This is a genomic window from Sphingomonas mollis (genome assembly GCF_016427505.1).
Taxonomy (GTDB): Bacteria; Pseudomonadota; Alphaproteobacteria; order Sphingomonadales; family Sphingomonadaceae; genus Sphingomonas; species Sphingomonas mollis.
The window spans coordinates 96,250-117,855 of sequence record NZ_JAELXS010000008.1; the positions used below are offsets into that span (position 1 = coordinate 96,250).

At 65.9% G+C, this 21,606-nt stretch carries 15 protein-coding genes; 4 read left to right on the top strand and 11 right to left on the bottom strand.

Annotated features, from left to right (window positions below):
- Positions 1–10: 10 nt before the first annotated feature.
- The 7 genes from JAO74_RS14375 to bchF are packed head-to-tail and all read right to left on the bottom strand — an operon-like array spanning position 11 to position 9,961.
- The gene (locus JAO74_RS14375; protein ID WP_199039494.1) at positions 11–1,456 is read right to left on the bottom strand and encodes a BCD family MFS transporter; all 1,446 of its coding nucleotides are present in this window, start codon (positions 1,454–1,456) and stop codon (positions 11–13) included.
- Positions 1,453–2,151, bottom strand: coding sequence for a magnesium protoporphyrin IX methyltransferase (bchM, locus tag JAO74_RS14380; RefSeq protein ID WP_199039496.1), 699 nt, complete (start codon positions 2,149–2,151; stop codon positions 1,453–1,455). Before bchM ends, JAO74_RS14375 begins: the two co-directional genes overlap by 4 nt.
- Positions 2,151–3,056, bottom strand: a complete 906-nt coding sequence (gene bchL, locus JAO74_RS14385; RefSeq protein WP_199039498.1) for a ferredoxin:protochlorophyllide reductase (ATP-dependent) iron-sulfur ATP-binding protein — start codon at positions 3,054–3,056, stop codon at positions 2,151–2,153. Before bchL ends, bchM begins: the two co-directional genes overlap by 1 nt.
- Positions 3,057–3,066: 10 nt before the next feature.
- Positions 3,067–6,594 carry a magnesium chelatase subunit H gene (locus tag JAO74_RS14390; protein ID WP_199039501.1) on the bottom strand — a complete coding sequence of 1,176 codons (3,528 nt, stop codon included), beginning with the start codon at positions 6,592–6,594 and terminating at the stop codon, positions 3,067–3,069.
- Positions 6,584–8,161, bottom strand: a complete 1,578-nt coding sequence (gene bchB, locus JAO74_RS14395; RefSeq protein ID WP_199039504.1) for a ferredoxin:protochlorophyllide reductase (ATP-dependent) subunit B — start codon at positions 8,159–8,161, stop codon at positions 6,584–6,586. Before bchB ends, JAO74_RS14390 begins: the two co-directional genes overlap by 11 nt.
- 4 nt (positions 8,162–8,165) lie before the next feature.
- A complete protein-coding gene (locus JAO74_RS14400) occupies positions 8,166–9,443 on the bottom strand; it encodes a ferredoxin:protochlorophyllide reductase (ATP-dependent) subunit N (protein WP_199039508.1) in 1,278 nt (425 codons plus the stop codon).
- A complete protein-coding gene (gene bchF, locus JAO74_RS14405; RefSeq protein ID WP_199039511.1) occupies positions 9,440–9,961 on the bottom strand; it encodes a 2-vinyl bacteriochlorophyllide hydratase in 522 nt (173 codons plus the stop codon). The genes JAO74_RS14400 and bchF overlap by 4 nt, the downstream gene beginning before the upstream one ends.
- 218 nt (positions 9,962–10,179) lie before the next feature.
- Here bchF and JAO74_RS14410 point away from each other — a divergent pair, with 218 nt between their 5' ends.
- The 3 genes from JAO74_RS14410 to JAO74_RS14420 all read left to right on the top strand — a co-directional run bounded on the left by JAO74_RS14410 (position 10,180) and on the right by JAO74_RS14420 (position 13,219).
- Complete coding sequence (locus tag JAO74_RS14410; RefSeq protein ID WP_199039514.1) at positions 10,180–11,082, top strand: cobalamin B12-binding domain-containing protein; 903 nt, start codon at positions 10,180–10,182, stop codon at positions 11,080–11,082.
- Positions 11,083–11,118: 36 nt separating this feature from the next.
- A complete protein-coding gene (ppsR, locus tag JAO74_RS14415) occupies positions 11,119–12,561 on the top strand; it encodes a transcriptional regulator PpsR (RefSeq protein ID WP_199039517.1) in 1,443 nt (480 codons plus the stop codon).
- 385 nt (positions 12,562–12,946) lie between these two features.
- A complete protein-coding gene (locus tag JAO74_RS14420) occupies positions 12,947–13,219 on the top strand; it encodes a hypothetical protein (protein ID WP_199039520.1) in 273 nt (90 codons plus the stop codon).
- A gap of 102 nt (positions 13,220–13,321) precedes the next feature.
- Here JAO74_RS14420 and paoC read toward each other — a convergent pair whose 3' ends face one another.
- The 3 genes from paoC to paoA are packed head-to-tail and all read right to left on the bottom strand — an operon-like array spanning position 13,322 to position 17,108.
- Entirely contained in the window at positions 13,322–15,532 is a 2,211-nt protein-coding gene (paoC, locus tag JAO74_RS14425; protein ID WP_199039523.1) for an aldehyde oxidoreductase molybdenum-binding subunit PaoC, read from the bottom strand.
- Positions 15,529–16,479, bottom strand: coding sequence for an FAD binding domain-containing protein (locus tag JAO74_RS14430; RefSeq protein WP_199039526.1), 951 nt, complete (start codon positions 16,477–16,479; stop codon positions 15,529–15,531). Before JAO74_RS14430 ends, paoC begins: the two co-directional genes overlap by 4 nt.
- Positions 16,476–17,108 (bottom strand): aldehyde dehydrogenase iron-sulfur subunit PaoA, encoded by a 633-nt coding sequence (gene paoA / locus JAO74_RS14435; RefSeq protein WP_199039529.1) that lies wholly within the window; start codon positions 17,106–17,108, stop codon positions 16,476–16,478. The genes JAO74_RS14430 and paoA overlap by 4 nt, the downstream gene beginning before the upstream one ends.
- 91 nt (positions 17,109–17,199) lie before the next feature.
- Between paoA and JAO74_RS14440 the strand changes: the two genes are divergently transcribed.
- Positions 17,200–18,129, top strand: coding sequence for a LysR family transcriptional regulator (locus JAO74_RS14440; protein WP_233151026.1), 930 nt, complete (start codon positions 17,200–17,202; stop codon positions 18,127–18,129).
- A gap of 428 nt (positions 18,130–18,557) precedes the next feature.
- Here the strand turns inward: JAO74_RS14440 and JAO74_RS14445 are convergent, their stop codons facing one another.
- Positions 18,558–21,524: a M16 family metallopeptidase gene (locus JAO74_RS14445; protein WP_416194313.1), complete on the bottom strand. Its 2,967-nt coding sequence runs from the start codon at positions 21,522–21,524 to the stop codon at positions 18,558–18,560.
- Between the last annotated feature and the right edge of the window lie 82 nt (positions 21,525–21,606).

Sequence of the window (21,606 nt, forward strand, 5' to 3'; positions counted from 1 at the left end):
GCGGTCCCTTTCAGATCGGAAATTCGCTGAGGCCGAAGCGGGTGGACGGCGGGTCGGTGCGGACGCCGGCATCGGCGCGGACCAGCGGCCCGAGCGCGATGAGCGTGCCGAGCAGCAACAGGATTTCGATGCCATAGACGACGGCGTAGCCGGTCGCCGGCCCGGCAAGCGTCGAACCGAGCCGGTGCGCGACCGCCGCCGCCGATACCGCATCACGCGTCAGCGCGCCGATCGCGATGGCGAGACCGGCCGCCGTCGCCTGCACCGCGCCCCATGCGCCGAGTGCAAGGCCGGTGCGGCCTTCTTCCGGATCGGCGATCGCCATCGCCGCGGTCAGCGTGCCGACCGAGAACAGCCCCCCGCCCGCGCCGATAAAGGTCGCACCGACCGCCAGCAGGGCGGGTGCCTGCAACGGACCGGCGAAGATCACGCACAAGAACGCGGCGATGCCGGCGACGCCGCCGAAACCGGCCAGCCGATGCGGATCGGCCCCGGCGGCGAGCTGGCGCGCGGCATAGGTGAAGCCGGCCAGCATCCCCGCCGCCCACAAGGCGGTGAGGGAGGTCGTCGCGCCGACCGACAGGCCGAGGATCTGGCCGCCATAGGGTTCGAGGAGCACGTCCTGCATACTGAACGCCGCGGCGCCCAGCCCGACCGCCACCAGCAACCGGATCGTACGTGGGCGGGCGATGAAGATGGCCCAGACCTCACGGAAGGCCGGATGCGCGGTGTGGATCGCGGTGGCGTGGCGGTTGCGCGCTTCCTGTTTCCATAGCGCGACGATGTTCAGCACCATCGTCAGCACCGCCGCGCCCTGCACGATCTGGACGAGCCTGGTCGGGGTGAAATCGGCGAGCGCACGGCCGATGACGATCGCGCTGACCAGCATGCCGACCAGCAGCATGACGTAGAGGAGGGCGACCACACGGGGCCGTGACTGTTCGGTAGCCAGATCGGTGGCGAGCGCGAGTCCGGCGGTCTGCGTCGTATGCATCCCCGCCCCGACCAGCAGGAATGCGAGCGCGGCGCCGATATGGCCGACGATCGCCGGTCCGTCCCCCTGGCCCGTCATCACCAGCAACGCGAACGGTAGCAGGGCGAGGCCGCCGAACTGCATCAGCGTGCCGAACCAGATATACGGCACCCGCTTCAACCCGAGGACCGAACGATGCGTATCGGACCGAAACCCGATCAACGCGCGCAGCGGCGCGAACAGCAGCGGCAGCGACACCATCGCCGCGACGATCGACGCCGACATGCCCAGCTCGACGATCATCACGCGGTTCAGCGTGCCGGTGAGCAACACCGCCGCCATTCCGACCGATACCTGAAACAGCGACAGGCGCAGCAGCCGGCCGAGCGGCAATTCCGCCGTTGCCGCGTCGGCGAACGGCAGGAAACGCGTGCCGATGCGGTTCCAGAACGCGCCGCTGCGCAGGGTCGCGATACGGATCACCGCGGCAGCACCTCCAGCGCGTGGCTGGTGTAGAAACCGCTGGAGATGCGTTCGCCGCGACCGATCCGGGCGTGTGGCATCGCACCGGCGATCAGCGTGCGCAGCAACCGCTCGCGGACCGGTTCGATCGCCGGGGCCCGGTCGGCGCGCGGGAACAGCTTGCCGATCGCGTGCATGACGACGAGCGGCCGGGTCGATGGCGCGAAGGTGAATAGCAACGAACCGCGCGTGCGATCGGCAAGGCCGGCGACGACATCGACGATATCGAACGCGTCGTAATGGATCAGCGAATCCATCGCGACGACGTGATCGAACCGGCCGAGCGCGGGATCGAGCATATCGCCGACGCGCCAGTCGATGGTCAGGCGCGCGGGCGCCCGTTCGCGTGCCACATCGACCAGACTGGCGGCGACATCGATCGCGACCACCTCTGCCCCGCGCCGCGCCGCCTCGACCGCCAGTGCACCCGTTCCACAACCGGCATCGAGCAGCCGCAGGCCCGTCATGTCGGCGGGCAGCCACGACAGCAACGTCTTGCGCATCCGGTCGCGGCCGGCGCGGACGGTGGCGCGGATACCGCTGACCGGCGCGTCAGACGTCAGCCGTTCCCACGTCTTCGATGCGGTGCGATCGAAATACGTCTCCAGCCGGGTACGGCGGTCGGCGTAACTGGTCGAGGGAAAAGCGGTCGCCATCACTCGAACCCCAGGAATTCGAAAATCTCGCGATCCTTCATCGGCTGCGCGTCGAGCGGTTCGCAGCCGGCCCACATCTGCGCGGCGAGACGCTTGTATTCGAGGCAGGCGGCGTCGACCTCGGGTGTCGATTCCATTTCGAACAACGTGCATTTCTTCAGGCGCGACCGGCGGATCGCGTCGAGATCGGGGAAATGCGCCAGCCGCTTCAGGCCGGTCGCCTCGTTGAACCGGTCGATCTCGTCGGTGGCGGCGGAGCGATTGGCGATGACGCCGGCCATGCGCACGTCGTAATTCCTCGCCTTCGCCTTGATCGCGGCGACGATCCTGTTCATCGCGAAGATGCTGTCGAAATCGTTCGCCGCCACCACCACCGCGCGTTCGGCATGCTGCAACGGCGCGGCGAACCCGCCGCACACGACATCGCCGAGCACGTCGAAGATCACGACGTCGGTATCTTCCAGCAGGTGGTGCTGTTTCAGCAGCTTCACCGTCTGGCCGACGACATAGCCGCCGCAACCGGTGCCGGCCGGCGGGCCACCTGCCTCGACGCACATCACGCCGTTGAATCCTTCGAACATGTAATCTTCGGGCCGCAGCTCCTCGGCGTGGAATTCAACGGTTTCGAGCACGTCGATGACGGTCGGCATCAGCTTCTTCGTCAGCGTGAACGTGCTGTCGTGCTTGGGATCGCAGCCGATCTGCAACACCCGCTTACCGAGCAGCGAGAAGGCGGCGCTGAGGTTGGACGAGGTGGTCGACTTGCCGATCCCACCCTTGCCATAAACGGCGAATACCTTGGCCGTGCCGATCCGGTCGGCGGGGTCGAGCGCGACCTGCACCGACCCCTCGCCATCGAGGGTCAGACGGTCGCGGGTGCGGATCGGGGGATCGAACAGGGCCATCAGATTTTCCTCATGCCGCCACCGCGGTGACGCCTTCCAGGCGGTCTTCGAGTTCGTCGCTGGCGGCGTGGAGCGCCGCGAGGGTGGCGGCATCGGGCGCCCAGAACTGCCGGTCGCTTGCCTCGATCAGGCGGTGGGCGACGCGCGCCGACGCCTTGGGATTGAGCGTGGCGAGCCGTTCGCGCATCGCGGCGTCGAGCACATAGGTTTCGCTGATCCGCTGATAGACCCACGGGTTCACCGTGCCGGTCGTCGCCGACCAGCCCATCGTGTTGGTGACATGGCTCTCGATCACGCGCACGCCCTCGAACCCGTGTTTCAGCATCCCCTCGTACCAGAGCGGGTTGAGCATCCGGGTGCGGGTTTCCAGATCGACCTGTTCGGCCAGCGTGCGGACCTTCGTCGGCCCTTGCGTGGCATCGACGATGTAGATCGGCGCGGCGCTGCCCTTCGCGCGGGTGATCGAGCGGCTGATGCCGCCCAAAGCGTCGACATAATGGTCAATGTCGGTGACGCCGAGTTCGACCGAATCGAGGTTCTGATAGGCGAGATCGACGCCGGCCAGTGCCGATTTGAACAATGCCGCCTGTCGCGCGGGGATGCCGGTGCGGCCATAGGCATAGCCCTTCTGCCGTTCGAACACCTCGGCGATCTCGTCGGGATCGCTCCATGCGCCATCGTCGATCAGCATGTTGACGTTGGCGCCGTACGACCCCTCGGCATTGGAGAAGACGCGCAGGGCCGCGGTTTCGAGATCGCAGCCATGGATGGCGGCGTGCGACAGGCTGTGCTTGCGGACGAAGTTCCGGTCGAGCGGCTCGTCGGCATCGGCGGCGAGCCACGCGGCCTCGGCGATCATGCGCGTCTGGAGGGGCAACAGGTCGCGGAAGATGCCCGACAGCGTGACGATGACGTCGATGCGTGGCCGGCCAAGCTCGGCGAGCGGGATCAGTTCCGCCCCCGCCAGCCGGCCATATCCATCGAAGCGCGGGCGGGCGCCGATCAGCGCCAGCGCCTGCGCGATCTGGATGCCTTCGGATTTCAAATTGTCGGTGCCCCACAGCACCATCGCCAGCGTTTCCGGGAAGGCGGCGGTCGCGGTGTGGCGGGCGATCAGTTCGTCGGCCTGCGCGATTCCCTCGGCACAGGCGAAGGCGCCGGGGATGCGGAAGGGGTCGAAGCCGTGGATGTTGCGCCCGGTCGGCAATACCTTGGGATTGCGCAGCACGTCACCGCCGGGCGCCGGCCGCACGAAACCGGCATCGAGCGCATGGACGAGCGCGTCGAGTTCACCATTGCCGTCGGTCAGGTCGGCACCGGCCGCGATCATCTGCGCGCGCTGATCCTCGGGAATCGGCCGGCCCAGCACGTGCAGGCCGTGCGGGATCAGTTCGCGCTCCACCTCGTACAGGCGCGCGGCGAGCGTCGAGATGTCGCCGGCATCGAGATCGAGCGTCCCGGCCTGCGTCGCGATCATCGGCGCGAGGGCGGCGCGCTCGTCCGCCGATGGCGACGACCGCCAGCGTTCGAGCAGCGCCTTCAGATCGGCCATCCCCTTGTACAGGCCGGATTGCGCGAGGGGCGGCGTCAGGTAGCTGACCAGCGTAGCGCCCGACCGGCGCTTGGCGATCAGCCCTTCGGACGGGTTGTTGGCGGCATAGAGATAGATGTTGGGCAGCGCGCCGATCAGCCGTTCGGGCCAGCAATCGCCGGTCAGCCCCGCCTGCTTGCCGGGCATGAATTCGAGCGCGCCATGGGTGCCGAAGTGAAGCACGGCCTGCGCCCCGAAATCCTCGCGCAGCCAGCGGTAGAAAGCGCTGAACGCGTGGGTGGGGGTGAAGCGGCCCTCGAACAACAGGCGCATCGGATCGCCCTCGTAACCGAAGGCGGGCTGGATGCCGACGAACACCTGCCCGAACTGCGCGCCCAGCACCTGAATGCTGCCGCCGTCGCTTTGCTGTTTGCCCGGCGCGGGGCCCCATTGTGCCTCGATCGCGGCGAGATGCGGTTCGCGGCGGACATGGTCGTCGGCGGGGATACGGACATGGACATTGGCATCGGCGCCGTAGCGGGCGGCGTTGCCGTGCAGGACGGCGTCGCGCAGCGCATCGACATCGGCCGGCACCGCGACGTCATATCCTTCGCCCGACAGGCGGGTCAGCGTGGCATGCAGCGATTCCCAGACCGCCAGATGCGCGGCGGTGCCGGTCGCGCCGGCATTGGGCGGAAAGTTGAACAATATGATCGCGAGCCTGCGGGTCGCCCGCTCGCTACGGCGTAACGTGACGAGCGCGGCGACTTTCGCGGCAAGCGCCTCGGCCCGTTCCGGGCAGGATTGCATCTCGCGGGTCAGGCCGGAGGCGGGAAAGCGGCAGCGTCGCCCGCAGCCGGTGCAGGGCTCGCCCGATCCGTCCGCCCGGCCGCCGAACACGCTCGGCAGGATCGCACCGTCCAGCTCGGGAATGGCGACCATCATCGTCGCCTCGATCGGCAACAGTCCCTGACGACCAGCACCCCATTGCTGGAGCGACTGGAACTCGATCGGGTGCGCGGCGATGTAGGGAACGTCGAGCTGCGCGAGCATCGCCTCGGCCGCGGCGTCGTCGTTATAGGCGGGGCCGCCGACGAGGCTGAAGCCGGTCAGCGACACGACCGCATCGACGGTGGTGCGGCCGTCCTTCATGAAGAACTTCTCGATCGCGGGGCGCGAATCGAGGCCGCTGGCAAAGGCGGGGACGACGCGCAGACCCCTGGCCTCCATCGCCGCGATCACGCCGTCATAATGACCGGTATCGCGGCCGAGCAGATAGGAGCGCAGCATTAGCAGGCCGACGGTGCCGTCTGTTTCCTTCGCGGCCGGCAGTGCGTCGATCCGCTCGGCCATGCGGCCCGGCATCCGTGGGTGATAGACGCCGACATCGGGATAATCGCGCGGCGCCTCGGCCCGCTCGGTGTGGCCGGCATAGCGATGCGCGAGCGCGCGGATCATGGCGACGACATTGTCGTCCGACCCCGCCAGCCAATATTGCAGCGTCAGGAAATAAGCGCGGACGTCCTGTGCGGTGCCGGGGATGAAGCGCAGCATTTTAGGCAGTCGGCGCAGCATCTTCATCTGGCCGGCGCCCGACGAACCCCCTGATTTCGACGAGCCGCGCAGGCGTTTCAGCAGGGCGAGCGGGCCTTTGGCGGGCTTGTCCATCCGATAGTCGCCGAGCCGCGTCAGCCGCACGACCTCGCTGCCCGACATCAGGCCCAGCATCGCCGCGCATTCCTCGCGCCGCGCCGCCAGTGCGGGGAGGACGGCGCGAATGTGATCGTCGAGGAACAGCATCGTCGCGATGACGATGTCACCGCGCGCGATGTCGGCGATGCAGCGGTCGAGCGCGCCGGGGGTGCGGTCCCAGTCGGCAGCGGCGTGGAAGCCGATCGTGATACCCGCATCCTCCGCAGCGAAGCGAGCCGCCGCGCGCTCGGCCGCGCCCGACAGATGGTTGTCGAGCGTGACGATCACGACGTGCAGGGGCGCGCTACCGGGCATAATGCGCCTTCGCGTCGTACAGCGTGTCGAGCGTGATGGTGGACAGGTTGCGCTCGGTGGCGAACTTTTCGGTGTTCCGCCGCGCCTTGCCGCGGACGAAGAACGGGATTTTCAGCAGCTCGCGTTCCGCATCGGCGGACCATAAATCCTCCTCGGCACGGGGAGGGGTCAGGGGTGGGCTTGTTCCATCGTAGTTTGCTGTCGAAACAGGCCCTCCCCCGACCCCTCCCGCAAGCGGGAGGGGAGCAGAGGGAAGATGGCTGGCGCCGCCGGCATCCGAGAATTCGAAATCGTCGCGGAACATCGTCAGCAGATGCTCCTCCAGTCCCATCACCAGCGGATGGACCCAGGTGTCGAACAGCACGTTCGCGCCCTCGAACCCCATCTGCGGGGCATAGCGAGCGGGGAAATCCTGCACATGGACGGGTGCGGAGATAACCGCGCAGGGGATGCGCAGACGCTTGGCGATGTGGCGTTCCATCTGGGTGCCGAGCACCAGTTCCGGCTGAAGCGTCTGGATCGCCGCCTCGACCGCGAGATAATCGTCCGTGACGAGCGGCTCGACGCCGTAGAGGGCCGCCGCGACGCGCAGGTCGCGGGCGAACTCGCGGTTGTAGCAACCGAGGCCGACGACCTCGAACCCCAGTTCGTCGCGCGCCACGCGGGCGGCGGCGATGGCGTGCGTCGCGTCGCCGAAGATGAAGACGCGCTTGTTGGTCAGATAGGTCGAATCGACCGATCGGCTCCACCACGGCAGGTTCGATGTATCGAGCGCGACGGTGGCATCGACGCCGGCGATCGCGGCGACCTCGGCGATTAAGTCGCGGGTCGCGCCGTGGCCGATCGGCACGGTGCGCACGGTCTTCTGGCCGAAGCGGCGTTCGAGCCAGCGGCACAGCGTGTCGGCGATCTCGGGATAGAGGCAGATGTTGAAATCGGCATCGCCCAGCCGCGCCAGATCGGCGGGCGTCGCGCCCAGCGGGGCGGTGACGTTCACGGCGATGCCGAGACGGTCGAGCAGACGCGTGATCTCGATCACGTCGTCGCGGTGGCGGAAGCCGAGCGCGGTCGGCCCCAGGATGTTGGCGGTGGGCCTGCCGCCATCGGGCCGCGGGGCGGGGACCGTATCGGCGCACATCCGGCGGGCAAGCTGGTAGAAGGTTTCCGCCGCGCCCCAGTTCTCCTTGCGCTGATAGCTGGGCAGTTCGAGCGCGACGACCGGGCAGGGCAGGCGCATCGCCTCGGCAAGGCCGGCGGGGTCGTCCTGGATCAGTTCTGCGGTGCAGGATGCGCCGACCAGCATCGCCTGCGGCTGGAACCGGGCATAGGCGTCGCGCGCCGCCTGCTGGAACAGTTCGGCGGTATCCTTGCCCAGATCGCGCGCCTGAAACGTCGTGTAGGTGACCGGCGGACGCTGCCCCCGCCGCTCGATCATGGTGAACAGCAAGTCGGCATAGGTATCGCCCTGCGGCGCATGGAGGACGTAGTGGACACCCTGCATCGCGGTGGCGATCCGCATCGCGCCGACATGGGGTGGTCCCTCATAGGTCCAGACGGTCAGCTGCATCGCCTCAGACCCTCAACACGTCGCGCCGCCGCAGCGGTCGCGCGAAGAGTTCGGCGAGGTCGCCGGCCTGGTCGAAGCCGTGGATCGGCGAGAAGACCAGCTCGATCGCCCATTTGGTCGTCAGCCCCTCCGCCTCCAGCGGGTTGGCGAGGCCGAGGCCGCAGACGGTCAGGTCCGGCCGTGCGGCGCGGAGGCGGTCAAGCTGGCGATCGACGTCCTGCCCCTCGCTGAGGAGCGTTCCCGCCGGCAGCAGCGCGAGCTCTCCAGCGAGGTGGCGGCGGTGGAGATAGGGCGTGCCGACCTCGACCGGGATCATGCCGGCCTCGGTGGCGAGGAAGCGTGCCAGCGGCACCTCCAGTTGCGAATCGGGCAGGAAGGTGATGCGCTTGCCCGCCAGTCGATCGCGCGAATGCTCGATCGCGCGCTTGGCGCGCTCGCGGCCCGGTGCGATCACGCGGCGGAAATGCATCTCGTCGATGCCGAAGGAGCGGGCCGCGGCGTGCAGCCAGTCGGTCGTCCCCTCCGCGCCGAACGGGAACAGCGCGTCGAGGCGGCGTGCGCCGCGATCTTCCAGCGTGCGGGCGGTCTCGCCGAGGAACGGCTGGGCTAACAGGAAGCGCGTGTGGGGGCCGACCGGCGGCATGTCGTCCGCCCGCCGTGCCGGCAGGACATGGACGGGAGCGATGCCGAGGTCGGCGAACAGCCGCAGGAACTGGTCCTCGACGACATCGGGCAGGGCGCCGACGATCATCAGGCTCGGCGCATCGGTGGTGTCGGCCGGCAGATCGGCGACCAGCGCGGCGAGGCAGGCGTCCTCGCCCTCGGTAAAGGTCGTCTCGATGCCGGAGCCGGAGTAGTTGAGGATCTTCGTCACGCCGGCATGCTTGACCGACAGGCGCGCGGCGGCGCGCGTCAGGTCGAGCTTGATGACCTCCGACGGGCAGGAGCCGACGAGGAACAGCAGCTTGATGTCGGGGCGGCGGGCGAGCAGCCGATCGACGACGCGGTCGAGTTCCTCGTTGCAGTCGGCCATGCCGGCAAGGTCGCGTTCCTCGATAATCGCGGTGGCGAAGCGCGGCTCGGCGAAGATCATCACGCCCGCGGCGGATTGCAGCAGGTGCGCGCAGGTGCGCGAACCGACGACGAGGAAGAACGCGTCCTGCACCTTGCGATGCAGCCAGATGATGCCGGTCAGGCCGCAGAACACCTCGCGCTGACCACGCTCGCGCAGCACCGGTGCGGCGTCGCACCCCGGGGTCGTCGCGGGCAGCGCCGGGGTCACCCGGACACCGCCATGCGGGCGGGCGCACCACCCTGAAGCCGTGCGGCGCGCAGTTTCAGCAGGAACTGCGTCGCGTTGATCGCATAGGTGGCATAGGCCGCCAGGGCGAGCAGCATCCGGTTGCGCTCGGTGCCGACATCACCGGCCAGCGCCACCAGATAGGCGGTGTGGAGGGCCAGCACGAGCATGCTGAACACGTCCTCCCAGAAGAAGGCGGGGACGAACAGCCAGCGGCCGAACACGATCTTTTCCCAGATCGATCCGGTAATCATGATGGCGTAGAGCGCGATCGTCTTCACGACGATCGAGATCGTGGCGGCCTCTGATCCCCGACCGGTGGCGAGGTAGCGCAGCACCAGTGCCAGGCTGATGAGGAAGATCAGGAACTGGATGGGGGCGAGAATGCCCTGCACCAGCGTCCACCGGGTCGAGTCGCGGCGGCGGCGCTGGTCGGCGTCGTACAGCGGCGGGGTGCCGCTTCGTATCGCTTTTGCGAAATCTGGGTCGTTCGCCCGCATCGCTCTCCCTCGCCCTTATTGTCAGCGAGACTAGAACTACCTCGATCAAAGTGTCAATTAAAACTGACGTCCAATGTTGTTGACACATAGTGCGGTGCGGCGTGTTTGGGTTGTTGCCTCTACCGTTGATCGAGGATAAGTTTCGAGTCGCGAAGCATGGCGAAAACGCCGGTCTCGCAAGTAGGGCGATTGGGTCGGCCTGGCTGGGAGAGCCGGTGATGGCGTCGTTGGCGAGATATGGCGATACGGATGCGGCCCGGAGCGATGCTTCGTCGGCCCGCCGGTTTCGCGCCGATGCCGAGGGACTGGCCGCGTTTCGCCTGCTCGCCGATGTCGAATGCGAGCGATCACTGTCCGCCCTGATCGAAAGCGAAATCATTCCGCGCCTGATGATCGCGCACGCATCCGGCCTCCCCGATGCGCCGACGACCGATGGCCGCGCCACGATCGACGCGGTCGAGATCGCCGATCTCGCGCCGCTCGCGCTGATGGTCGAGGCGGACGCGTTGCTGGCCCATGTCGAGGCGATCCTGGCGCGGGGCGTATCGGTTGAGACCGTGATGGTCGACCTGCTGGCGCCGACGGCACGCCTGCTGGGCGAATATTGGGAGGACGATCGCTGCGATTTCGTCGAGGTGACGATGGGATTGTGGCGGTTGCAGGAGGTGGTCCACGAGATCGCCGCGCGTTCGCCGGGCAATCGGCCGGTCGCGCCGGGCGGGCGGCGCGCGCTGTTCGCCTCGATGCCCGGCGACCAGCATAATTTCGGCACCGTGGTGATCGACGAACTGTTCCGCCGCGATGGCTGGACGACCGACCGGATGAGCGATGCCGCAACGCCCGACCTGCTGAAGCGGGTCGGCGAATCATGGTTCGACATGATCGGATTGACGATAAGTTGCGACTGCCATATCGCCGGCCTGACGTCGGTTATTGGTGCGATGCGGAATGTATCGAAGAACCCACGTGTCTGCATCATGGTCGGCGGCCGGATTTTCAGTGCCGATCCCGATCTTGCGGCACATGTCGGTGCGGATGGTACGGCGCAGGACGCCAGACTTGCCCTGAAGGTCGCTGCGGATCTGGTCCGTGCGCGTGAGGGGGATATCCTGACGGTCTGAACGATTATCGGTCTTCCGGGAGTGCGACGCTCGTCGATGAACAAGCCTATCGCCCTGTCTCGTAAAGCGACCTTTGCCACGCCCGATACCATGCCGGGCGCGTTGTCCGCCGGCGTCGCCGCGACGTTGCTGGCGGCGGTCGGGGACGTCGCGTTCATCCTGTCGGCCACGGGGGACATCTTGGATATCGCCGTGTCGCACGGCGATCTGGTCAATCACGGGTTCGCCGACTGGGTCGGCAGCGCGTGGATCGATACGGTGACGGGCGAGAGCCGGACGAAGATCGCCGAGATGCTGGCCGCGGCGACGGCGGGCGATACGGCGCGCTGGCGGCAGGTGAACCATCCCGCGGCCGGGGGCGACGTGCCGGTCCGGTATCTGGTGATCGCGCTGGGCGAGGGAGAGCGGCTGATCGCGATCGGTCGCGACATGCGCGGCGCGGCGGCGATGCAGCAGCGGCTGTTGCAGACCCAGCAATCGCTGGAGCGCGACTATATCCGGCTGCGTCAGGCCGAGACGCGGTATCGCCTGTTGTTCGACATGGCATCCGAGCCGGTGCTGATCGTCGATGCCGAAACGCGCCGCATCCGCGAGGCCAACCCGGCGGCGCACGACCTGCTGGACGTCAGCGATGGCGCGCTGATCGGCAATCCGGTGAACATGATCGTCGCGATCGAGCAGCGCGACGACCTGATCGCGCACCTGGGTGCGTCGGAAGCGGCCGACGATGTCAGGCCGGTCATCCTGCGGCTGGCCAACCGGCGCGGCGAGGCGCGGATATCGGTGCGGCTGTTCCGGCAGGCGCGCACGCCGATGCTGATCCTGCGCATCGAGCCGGCCGAGAACACGATCGCCGGCCACCGGTTCGACGCCACGCTGGCCGAGGTGGTCGAGCGGATGCCGGATGCGTTCGTGCTGGTCGATCGCGACATGACGGTGCTGACCGCGAATGCGGCGTTCTTGGAACTGACCGAACTGCCGTCGATCGACCGGGTGGTCGGCGGGCGGCTGGGGACGTGGCTGGGCCGGCCGGGCATCGATCTGGAACTGATCGTCGGTCAGTTGCGCGAACATGGATCGGTGCGCAACGTCGCGACCATCCTGCGCGGCGCGGCGGGGGCGCAGGAGGAGATCGAGATTTCCGGCGTCATCGCGCCCTCCGGACCTTTGGCCGGGCAGGGCGAGTGTTACGGCTTCACGATCCGCAATGTCGGGCGGCGGCTGCGCAGCGTGCCGGCGGCCGGCGGCGATGTGCCGCGGTCGGTCAGCCAGCTAACCGAACTGGTCGGGCGGATGTCGCTGAAGGAGATCGTGCGGGAAAGCACCGACATGATCGAGCGGCTCTGCATCGAGGCGGCGCTGGTCTATACCTCGGACAATCGCGCATCGGCGGCCGAAATACTGGGGGTCAGCCGGCAGAGCCTGTATTCCAAGCTGCACCGGCATGGGCTCGGCAATCTGGTGTCGGGCGACAACTGACGCCGGGTACGGATGCGCGCGGAAAGTCGCTAAAGTCACACTCTCCCACGTGCGCGCGGGCGGGCGCATGGGTGTACGCGCGCGGGGGCGGGCGGGGATTATAGATCGACGGTGGCAAAGAGCGGTTGTTCGACGGGGGTAGTTCTTCGTCTTCGTGTAGGACAGGGGTGATTTTGTGATGGCTGAACCCGGCGGCTGGCTGAAGTTTGATGATCCATTTCTGTCCGTTCGTGTTGAGTAGGGACCGAGTGGCTCCGCAGGAGCGTATCGAGGGCTCGTATCGAAGCACTGTTCCGCGTGATGATCTGTCTCTCGATATGGACCCCTTCGACTGCCTGCCCATGCACGCGCTTAGCAACCGTATCGCGGGTCAAGCGGGATCGACATGCCATGGTCGATCATGGCGTCGGCGGTTGCCTCGTCGATGCGGCGATCTCTTGGCCAGAAAGGCCAGATGCCGCTCGACAGAACCGGTGACGGGCGGCTGGCCCGGGATCAGTTCGCGCTGCTTCTCTTGGGCTGCGGCATCGACAAGTTGGCGACGTCGGCGGACCGCGATGCCGAGCGTGTAGCGTGTGAGCAGCGCGGGCAATCAGATACCGGACATTGCCGCCCGAACTTCGTGCTTTCGACGACACTACCAACTAGCGGATCGTAGCCAGGAACAGCATGTGGTCATTCACGTGCCTTGATCCGCCCGTCAATTCAGACGCTGGTTCATCTCCGCCGTTCAAAATGCCGGGCGAGATTGGCCATCGAATCACGCAAGCGCCGGCAGCCGGTCGAGATGCTTCTCAAGCGTGATCGGATATTCCCGCACCCGAACACCCGTCGCGTTGTAGATCGCATTGGCGATCGCCGGCGCCACTCCGGTCAGACCCAGCTCACCCACCCCCTTCGCCTTCACCGGCGAGATCGTCGGATCGACCTCGTCGATAAAGAAGGCGTCGAGATGCGGGATGTCGGCGTGTACCGGCACCTCGTAGCCCGCAAGATCGTGGTTCACGAAAAAGCCGAAACGCTTGTCGATCGCCATGTCCTCCATCAGCGCCGCACCGACGCCCATCACCATCCCGCCGATCACCTGGCTGCGCGCGGTCTTGGCATTGAGGATGCGTCCCGCCGCGCAGACCGCGAGCATGCGTCGCACCCGGACCTCGCCGGTATAGGCGTCGACGGCGACCTCGGCGAAATGCGCGCCGAAGGTTTGCTGCTGGAATTGGTCGGCTAGCTTCGCAAACTCCATCAGGTCCTCGACCACGATGTCGCCGTCCTTGGCCGCGTCGGCGAGTTTTACCGATCGGTTGCCGCTATGCACATGCCCATCGGCGAAATCTACGTCGGCCGTATTGAAGCCGAGCCGCTGAGCCACGGTTTCGCGCAGCTTCGTGCACGCGGCATAGACGCCCGCGGTCACCGACGGCGCGCCCTGCTGACCACCCGATCCCGGCGTTTCCGGGAAAGTGGAGTCACCGAGTTTGACGACGATCCGGTCGGGCGCGACGCCCATCATCTCGGCCGCGGTCTGCTGGACGACGGTATAGCTGCCGGTGCCGATATCCGTCATGTCGGTCTCGATCGTCACGACGCCGGTCCGGTCGAGCCGCGCCCGCGCACCGGCCTTGGCGATCTTGCCACCACGGATCGCCCCGGCCATCCCCATGCCGATCAGCCATTGCCCCTCGCGGACGGCGCTCGGCGTGCTCCGGCGCTTGTCCCAGTGGAACCGTTGCGCGCCCTCTCGCAGGCAGCGGACGAACGCTCTGGTGGAGAAAGGCTTGTCGGGATTTTCGGGATCGACCTGCGTATCGTTCACCACGCGCAGCTCGATCGGATCCATCTTCAGTTTTTCCGCCAGCTCGTCCATCGCAATCTCGAGCGCCATCAGTCCGGGCGCTTCGCCGGGTGCACGCATCGCGTTGCCCTCGGCCAGATCGAGCGTTGCCAGCCGCATCCGGGTCAGCCGGTTCGCGCCGGCGTAGAGCGTCCGTGTCGAGGTGACGGTCGGCTCCGTCCGCCCACCGACGAGGTTGCCCGACAGGCTGTCGTGCCCGATCGCCGTCAGCCGCCCGTCACGGCCCGCCCCCAACTGGACACGCTGGATCGTCTTGGGCCGATGGATCGTGGTGTTGAACATGATCGGCCGCTGCAACGCGATCTTCACCGGGCGCTTGACCACGCGCGCGGCGATCGCCGCCAGCGCCAGATCGATCTGCACGGTCCCCTTACCGCCGAAGCCCCCGCCGATGTAGGGCGAGATCAAGTGGACGTTCTGCTTGGGGATGCCGAGGATCAGTCCCAGGTCGCGCGTCCCCCAGTTCATCTGCTGGATCGATGTCCAGCACGTCACGCGGTCGCCGTCCCATTTGGCGATCGAGGCATGCGGCTCCATCATCGCATGGGCCTGATCGGGAACCGTGTAGGTCTCGTCGACCTTGACCGGAGCCGCGGCGAACGCCCTGGCAAAGTCACCGACCCGCTTCTCATTGGGACCACCGAACTCGCCCTCCGGCGGAACCGGCGCGCTCCCGTTCTGCGCCGCCAGATCGAACCGTCCCGCCGTCCGCTGGTAATCGACGCGGACCAGCCCTGCCGCCGCCCGTGCCTGCTCGAAGGTTTCCGCGACGACGACGGCGACCGGTTGATGATAATGGTCGACCTCCGGCGCGGCGAGCATCTTCTGGACATAGAACTTGCCGACCCCGGGTTTGCCTGCATTGAGGTACGTAACGACCCCGATCACGCCGGGCGCGCGTTCCGCATCACGCGTATCGATCGACGTGATCCGGCCCCTGGCGATCGCGGCGCCGAGGATGTAGCCATAGGCAAAACCGGGCGCTACATCCTGCCATTCATAGGCATAGGTCGCCGTGCCGGTGGTTTTCAGATGCCCTTCGTAACGATCGAGAGGCTTGCCGAGCACCTTCATCCGGTCGGTCGGATTGGTGCCTGCGGGTGTATCGAAGATCATGGCTTTACCTCTGCAAGCACCGCCGCGAGGGTGCGCGTCGCGAGTGGGATCTTGAATGCGTTGTCGTCGGTCGGCCGCGCGTCGGCGAAAACGGCGTTCGACATCTCGACCGCACCGCGGGGCATCGCCGCCTCCGCGGCCTCCACTCGCCAAGGGCGATGGGCGACACCGCCGAACGCTGCGCGTCCGCTGCCGTCGCGCTGGACGATGGCGGCGACCGAGACGAGCGCGAATGCATAGGACGCGCGGTCGCGCACCTTGCGGTAGACATGCGTCCCACCGACCGGACGCGGTAGCGTGACGGCGGTGATGAGTTCACCGTGATCGAGCGCGTTATCGCGTTCCGGCGTGTCGCCCGGCAGCGTATGGAAGCTGCCGATCGGGATGGATCGTGTCTTCCCGTCCGCCCTCACCGTCTCGACCGTGGCATCGAGCACGCGCATCGCAACCGCCATGTCGCCGGGATAGGTTGCAATGCAGGCGTCGCTCGATCCGATGACGGCAAGCTGGCGCGAATAGCCGCCGATTGCCGCACATCCCGACCCTGGCTTGCGCTTGTTGCAGGGCTGGTTCGTGTCGTAGAAATACGGGCACCGCGTCCGCTGAAGCAGATTGCCCGCGGTGGTCGCCTTGTTCCGCAGTTGGCCGGATGCACCCGCGACGATGGCGCGGCTGAGTACGCCATAGTCCCGCCGGACCCGCTCGTCGCTCGCAAGTGCCGTGTTGGTGACGAACGCTCCGATCCGCAGCCCGCCAGCCTCAGTCGGCTCGATCCGGTCGAGCTTGAGGTCTTGTACGTCGACCAGATGGGTAGGCGTCTCGATCTCCAGCTTCATCAGATCGAGCAGGTTGGTACCGCCCCCCAGGAACCGCGCGCCGGGATTGCTCGCGACTATCCCAGCCGCGTCGGCAGGCGTCGTGGCTCGCTCATAAGTGAAGCTCTTCACGCGCGCGCTCCTGCAACGTCGGCCATCGCGTCGACGATGTTGGAATAGGCACCGCAACGGCAGATGTTGCCGCTCATCCGTTCCCGCATCTCGGCACCGGTCGGCTTTGGCGCTGCCATCAGATCGGCCTGGGCATGGCTTGGAATGCCCCGCTTGATCTCCTCCAGAACGGAAACCGCGGAGCAGATCTGGCCGGGCGTGCAGTAGCCGCACTGGTACCCGTCATGCTTCACGAAGGCAGCCTGCATCGGGTGGAGGCGCTCTGGCGTGCCGAGGCCTTCGATCGTCGTCACGGCATCGCCTTGATGCTGGACAGCAAGGCTGAGGCAGGCGTTGATCCGCTCGCCGTTGACGATGACCGTGCACGCGCCGCACTGTCCGTGATCGCAGCCCTTCTTGGTACCGGTCAGGTGCAGATGTTCGCGCAGTGCATCGAGCAGCGTCGTGCGCGGGTCGAGCGTCAGCGTTTGAGACGCGCCGTTCACTGTCATGGCGACCTTGTACGTCGGCACGGCTTTCACGGGCGGCGCGGCTTCGGCCGTTTCACTTGCAAATGAAGATACCGCGGCAGTGGTGGCGCTGCTCATCAGCATTTCCCTTCGGGATAATTGAAAAGTCTCACTGCCCATCCGGACCTCCGCATGCGCGCTGTCGGCGCCGATCAGGACTATTAAACGCTTTCGGGCGAAGCAGGTTACCCGGAGGCTACTTGATGCGACCATGAATCAGGTTCAGCATCAGCCCATGCTTGTCACCCGTACAAACCTGACTGATCTGACCTACTTTCTGGCGATTGCGCGGCATCGCAATTTTCGCATGGCCGGGCTCGAGCTTGGCGTGTCCGCCTCCGCGGTCAGTCATGCACTGAAGAGTTTCGAGGGGCGTGCAGGCGTCCGCCTGATCAACCGGACGAACCGAGCCGTGACGTTGACGTCGGCAGGCAAGGCGCTGGAGAAATCGGTTTCGGGGTCGTTTGCCGACATCGGCTCTGCACTCGAGGGTCTCGATCAGCTCCGCGCCACTCCTGGCGGGAAGATCCGCATCAACGCCGTGGTCGACGCGGTAACGCTGGTGCTGGGCCCCGTGCTGGCTGAACTGTCTCGCCGCCACCCCGATATCGAAGTCGATCTGGTATCCAGCAACCGCATTGTCGATGTCGTGGGCGAGGGGTTCGACGCCGGCGTGCGCTATGGCGGGACCGTTCCCGAAGACATGATCGCGCAGCGTCTTTCGGCCGATCTCCGCTGGGTTGTGGCAGCCTCCCCCGGTTATCTTGAAGAGCACGGCACGCCGGCTCATCCAGACGAGTTGAAGAAGCACCGCTGCCTGGGGGTGCGTCTCGGTGACGACAGCATCTATCGCTGGGAGTTCGAGGGGCCGGACGGTGAATTCGATGTGGCCATCAAAAGTGCGATGACCGCTGACGACAGTCGATCGACCCTGGCGATGGCGCTGAACAGTGGAGGCCTGACGTTCGGCCTTGAGCCGCTGTTTGCCAAGCATGTTGCCGACGGTAACCTTCGCCTCGTGCTGACCGACTGGGCGACGACGGGGCCGGGCTTCTATTTATACTATTCCGGACGCCGGCAGGTACCAGCGGCTTTGCGTGCCCTGCTGACTATAGCGGGTGAACTGAAACCGCTTGGCTGACACCTGCTTGTGTCATCAGGCATTCACCTGCGTCGTCGAAATCTAGTTCTTCCCTCGACGATGCGACGACCCCAATCATGGCCATTCCAGCGAATGGCGGCCTTTGTAGAACCGGTCATTCCGAAGGGAACGAGTATCCGCAAAGGAATATCAAGGTACGCCGAGAGGCGGTAGATCGATGCGCACCCCATCCTGCCGGATGGCCTCATTGGCGCCAAACCCCGATGGAGCGGGCTTTTTCGTCAGGTCTGGCATAGCTGACCTGACGAAAAGAGAGCCGGTTTTCTTATCAAGACCGGACCAGAGACGGTGTGAGGCTCACCTCGATTCAGACTGTATAGTCAATGGACCAATCAGACGGGAGTAGCTCGATCGCAAAGCCCGCTACTGGTTTTCGAAAGCTATTCACTGGCTTCTGACAAATTGGGTCAAAGCGGCGGCAGGGCGTCCTCTGCTTTCATGACCCTGACGGGAAGTTTCAGCGCGTCGAGTTGAGGCCGGATGATGGCGGCATTGCCGACGATGGCCCATACCCAGCGATCGGCCGAAAGCTGGGCGCGCAGCGCCGCATTGGTTTCCTCGAGCGTGACCGCCCGGTATCGGGCGTTCGCTTCCGCCGGGTAGGTATCGGACCGGCCATTCCGGCGCACATCGTCGAGCGCGCCGACAATGCCATCGCGCGTGGCGAAGCGCGAAGCGGCACCACCGAGTGCTGCCGCCTTTGCAGCCGCCAGTTCGTCGGCCGTTATCGGGCGCTCGTCGAGGACTTCCTTAAGCTCCCTGATCACCTCGGCGATGACGGGGCCTGCCTTGTCCTGCTGGACGCTGCCCTCGAAGGAATATTGCGATCCGTAACGCCGGCGATCGAAGCTGGCATATGACCCGTATGTCCAGTGCTTGTCCTCCCGCAGGTTCATATTGATTCGAGATCCGAAGCTGTTGCCCAGCACCTTGCTGGCCAGGATCAGGGCCGGGGCCGGCTCGCTGTCACCGATCGGCACGGTCTGCCGGCCGACGATATCGGCCTGTACCGCCCCGGGAAGATCGATGAGGACGATCCCGGGCACGCCGGGTCTGGGGTGATGGACGACCGGTGCACGGGGTTCCGTCTTGCCGGAAACCTTCCAGTCACCGATGGTCCGCTCCAGTACGGGCAGCAATTCGGCCAGACTTTTGTCGGACACGACGACGATGCTGGCATATTCCGGCCTGATCCAGCGGGTGAACGACGCCCTCAGCCCCGCCTGGTTGACCGCGCCGATATCTGCCGCGGTGTCGTACATGAGCAACCAATTGTAGGGCGAGCCCGCGTCGACCAACGGCGATATGGCTTCGGTCGTCAGCGTCGATGGTGACAACCGCGCGCGCGCCAGCCGATCGATGCTTTCCCGCTTAAGGCGTTCGAGCGCGGCCGCAGAGAAATCCGGTGAGATCAACATGTCGCGGACCATGCCGAGGCCATCGCCGAGGCTGACGTCAGGCGCATCGAGCACGACGCTGCCCTGGTCCAGACCGATACTGGCACCCAGATTCAGGCCGAGGAGTTCCTTGCGCCTGTTGATCGACTCTTCGCCCTGTCCGGCAAACCCCTTGTCGAGCAGCGCGTACATGAATCGGATGGAATAATCGCCGGGCACGTCCAGCTGAGTGCCTTCGAAGCTCATCGAGATCTTCGTGAAAGGCACGGCCGATCCGCGGGCATACAGCACGGGAATGCCGTTGCTGAGACGGGTCCGTTCGATCGCCGGAAAACCGGGATCGGAGGGTGCGGCGACGGACGGCAGCGGTCGTGGCTTGCGCCTGGCGGCCAATTGCGAGGGGGGCTCCGGTGCGATCGCCGGCACCGCCGGCACGGTCACAGCAGATCCGTCGATGCCCTCGTCTTCCTTCGGGGTCACACGCGGTCCGGGCATCACGGTCAATTCATATCGCGGCCGGTCCAGCCACTTGCGAGCGACGGCCATGAGGGAGGCCGGCGTCTGCGCCGCGTAGATGCGAAGGTTGCCCTTGTAGGCGTCGGGGCTGCCTTGCGTCATCATGCCGTCTGCAAGCGTCGAACCACGTGATGTCACATTCTCCAGCGAGCGGGCAAAGCCATAGGTATACCGCGCCATGAAGCGGGCGACGGCATCCGCATCCGGTCGACCGGCAAGAAAGGCGGCGATCTCGCGATCGAGTGCGGCGGCTGCGACCGCGGGATCGATCCCCGGGCGCACCGTGCCCGTGATCGTGAACTGCCCCACTTGCGCATTCGAGGAGTTATCGACGCTGACTGTCTGAAACAGCTTTTGATCGCGAACGAGATGTCTCGTCAGAAGATCATCCTCGCCACCGTTCAGAACTTCCATCACGGCATCCAGCACGAAACTGTCTCGGTCCTGGACGCCGGGCACCGACCATTCCCGGACGATGATGGGACTTGTGACGGGCGCCGTGACCGTTTCACTGATCGTGCGTTTCAGGGGTGCCGGCACGACATCGGGGCGAATGTTGCGCGGTCCCGCGGGGATAGCACCGAAATACTTCGTCACCAGCCGGCGCGCAGTAGGCAGATCGACATCACCGGCAAGGACGAGCAGCGCGTTGTTCGGGGCGTAATGCGCCCTGAAGAACGACCGCACGTCGTCCAGATCGGCGGCGTCGAGGTCCTTCATCGATCCGATGACCGAATGACCATAAGGATGGCTGGGGGGATATAGCGCGGCGCGCGTCATGGTGTCGACGATGCTGGTGGGCGAGGCAGACCCGTTTCTCTTCTCGTTCTGGACGACACCCCTCTGTTCGTCGAGCGTCTTCTGGTCCAACGCCCCCAACAGGTGACCCATCCGGTCGCTTTCCATGAACAAGGCACGATCCAGCGCCTGCGTGGGGATGTATTCGTAATAGTTGGTGCGGTCCGAATTCGTGGAGCCGTTCACGCGGCCGCCGACATCGGTGAGTGGCTTGAGATAGTCTCCCGGTACGTTTTCCGACCCATTGAACATCAGGTGTTCGAACAAATGGGCAAACCCGCTACGCCCCGCCGGTTCGTGCTTGGAACCGACATCATAGGAGACGCTGACCAGAACCATCGGGGTGTTGCTGTCGTGATGCACCAGAACGCGCAGCCCGTTGGGCAGCGTGAAACTGTCATAGGGGATATTCACCTGATCGATGAAGCGACGGATATCCGCGCTTGCAAGGGCAGTGTCTGTATTCGGGTTTTCGGCCGTCGGCGTGACCATCGGCTTCGCCATGGCTGGCGCTGCCATCAGCGGGAGGAAGAAGGCGCAGCACATCAGGACGTGGCGTAGGCGCATGAGATGGTCACTCCAAAAGCGCTGTGGATTCCGCGATCGGATGCCCTGATGCCTGCCGTTTGGCGCATCGACGTCCGTCCGGAGCGTCGCCGTCATGAATGGGTTGGTACCCACCCGTCCCCGGTCGCTCAGGAGGGAAGACAATCGACCGACGCAAACCCGTAACGCCTGGATTTCA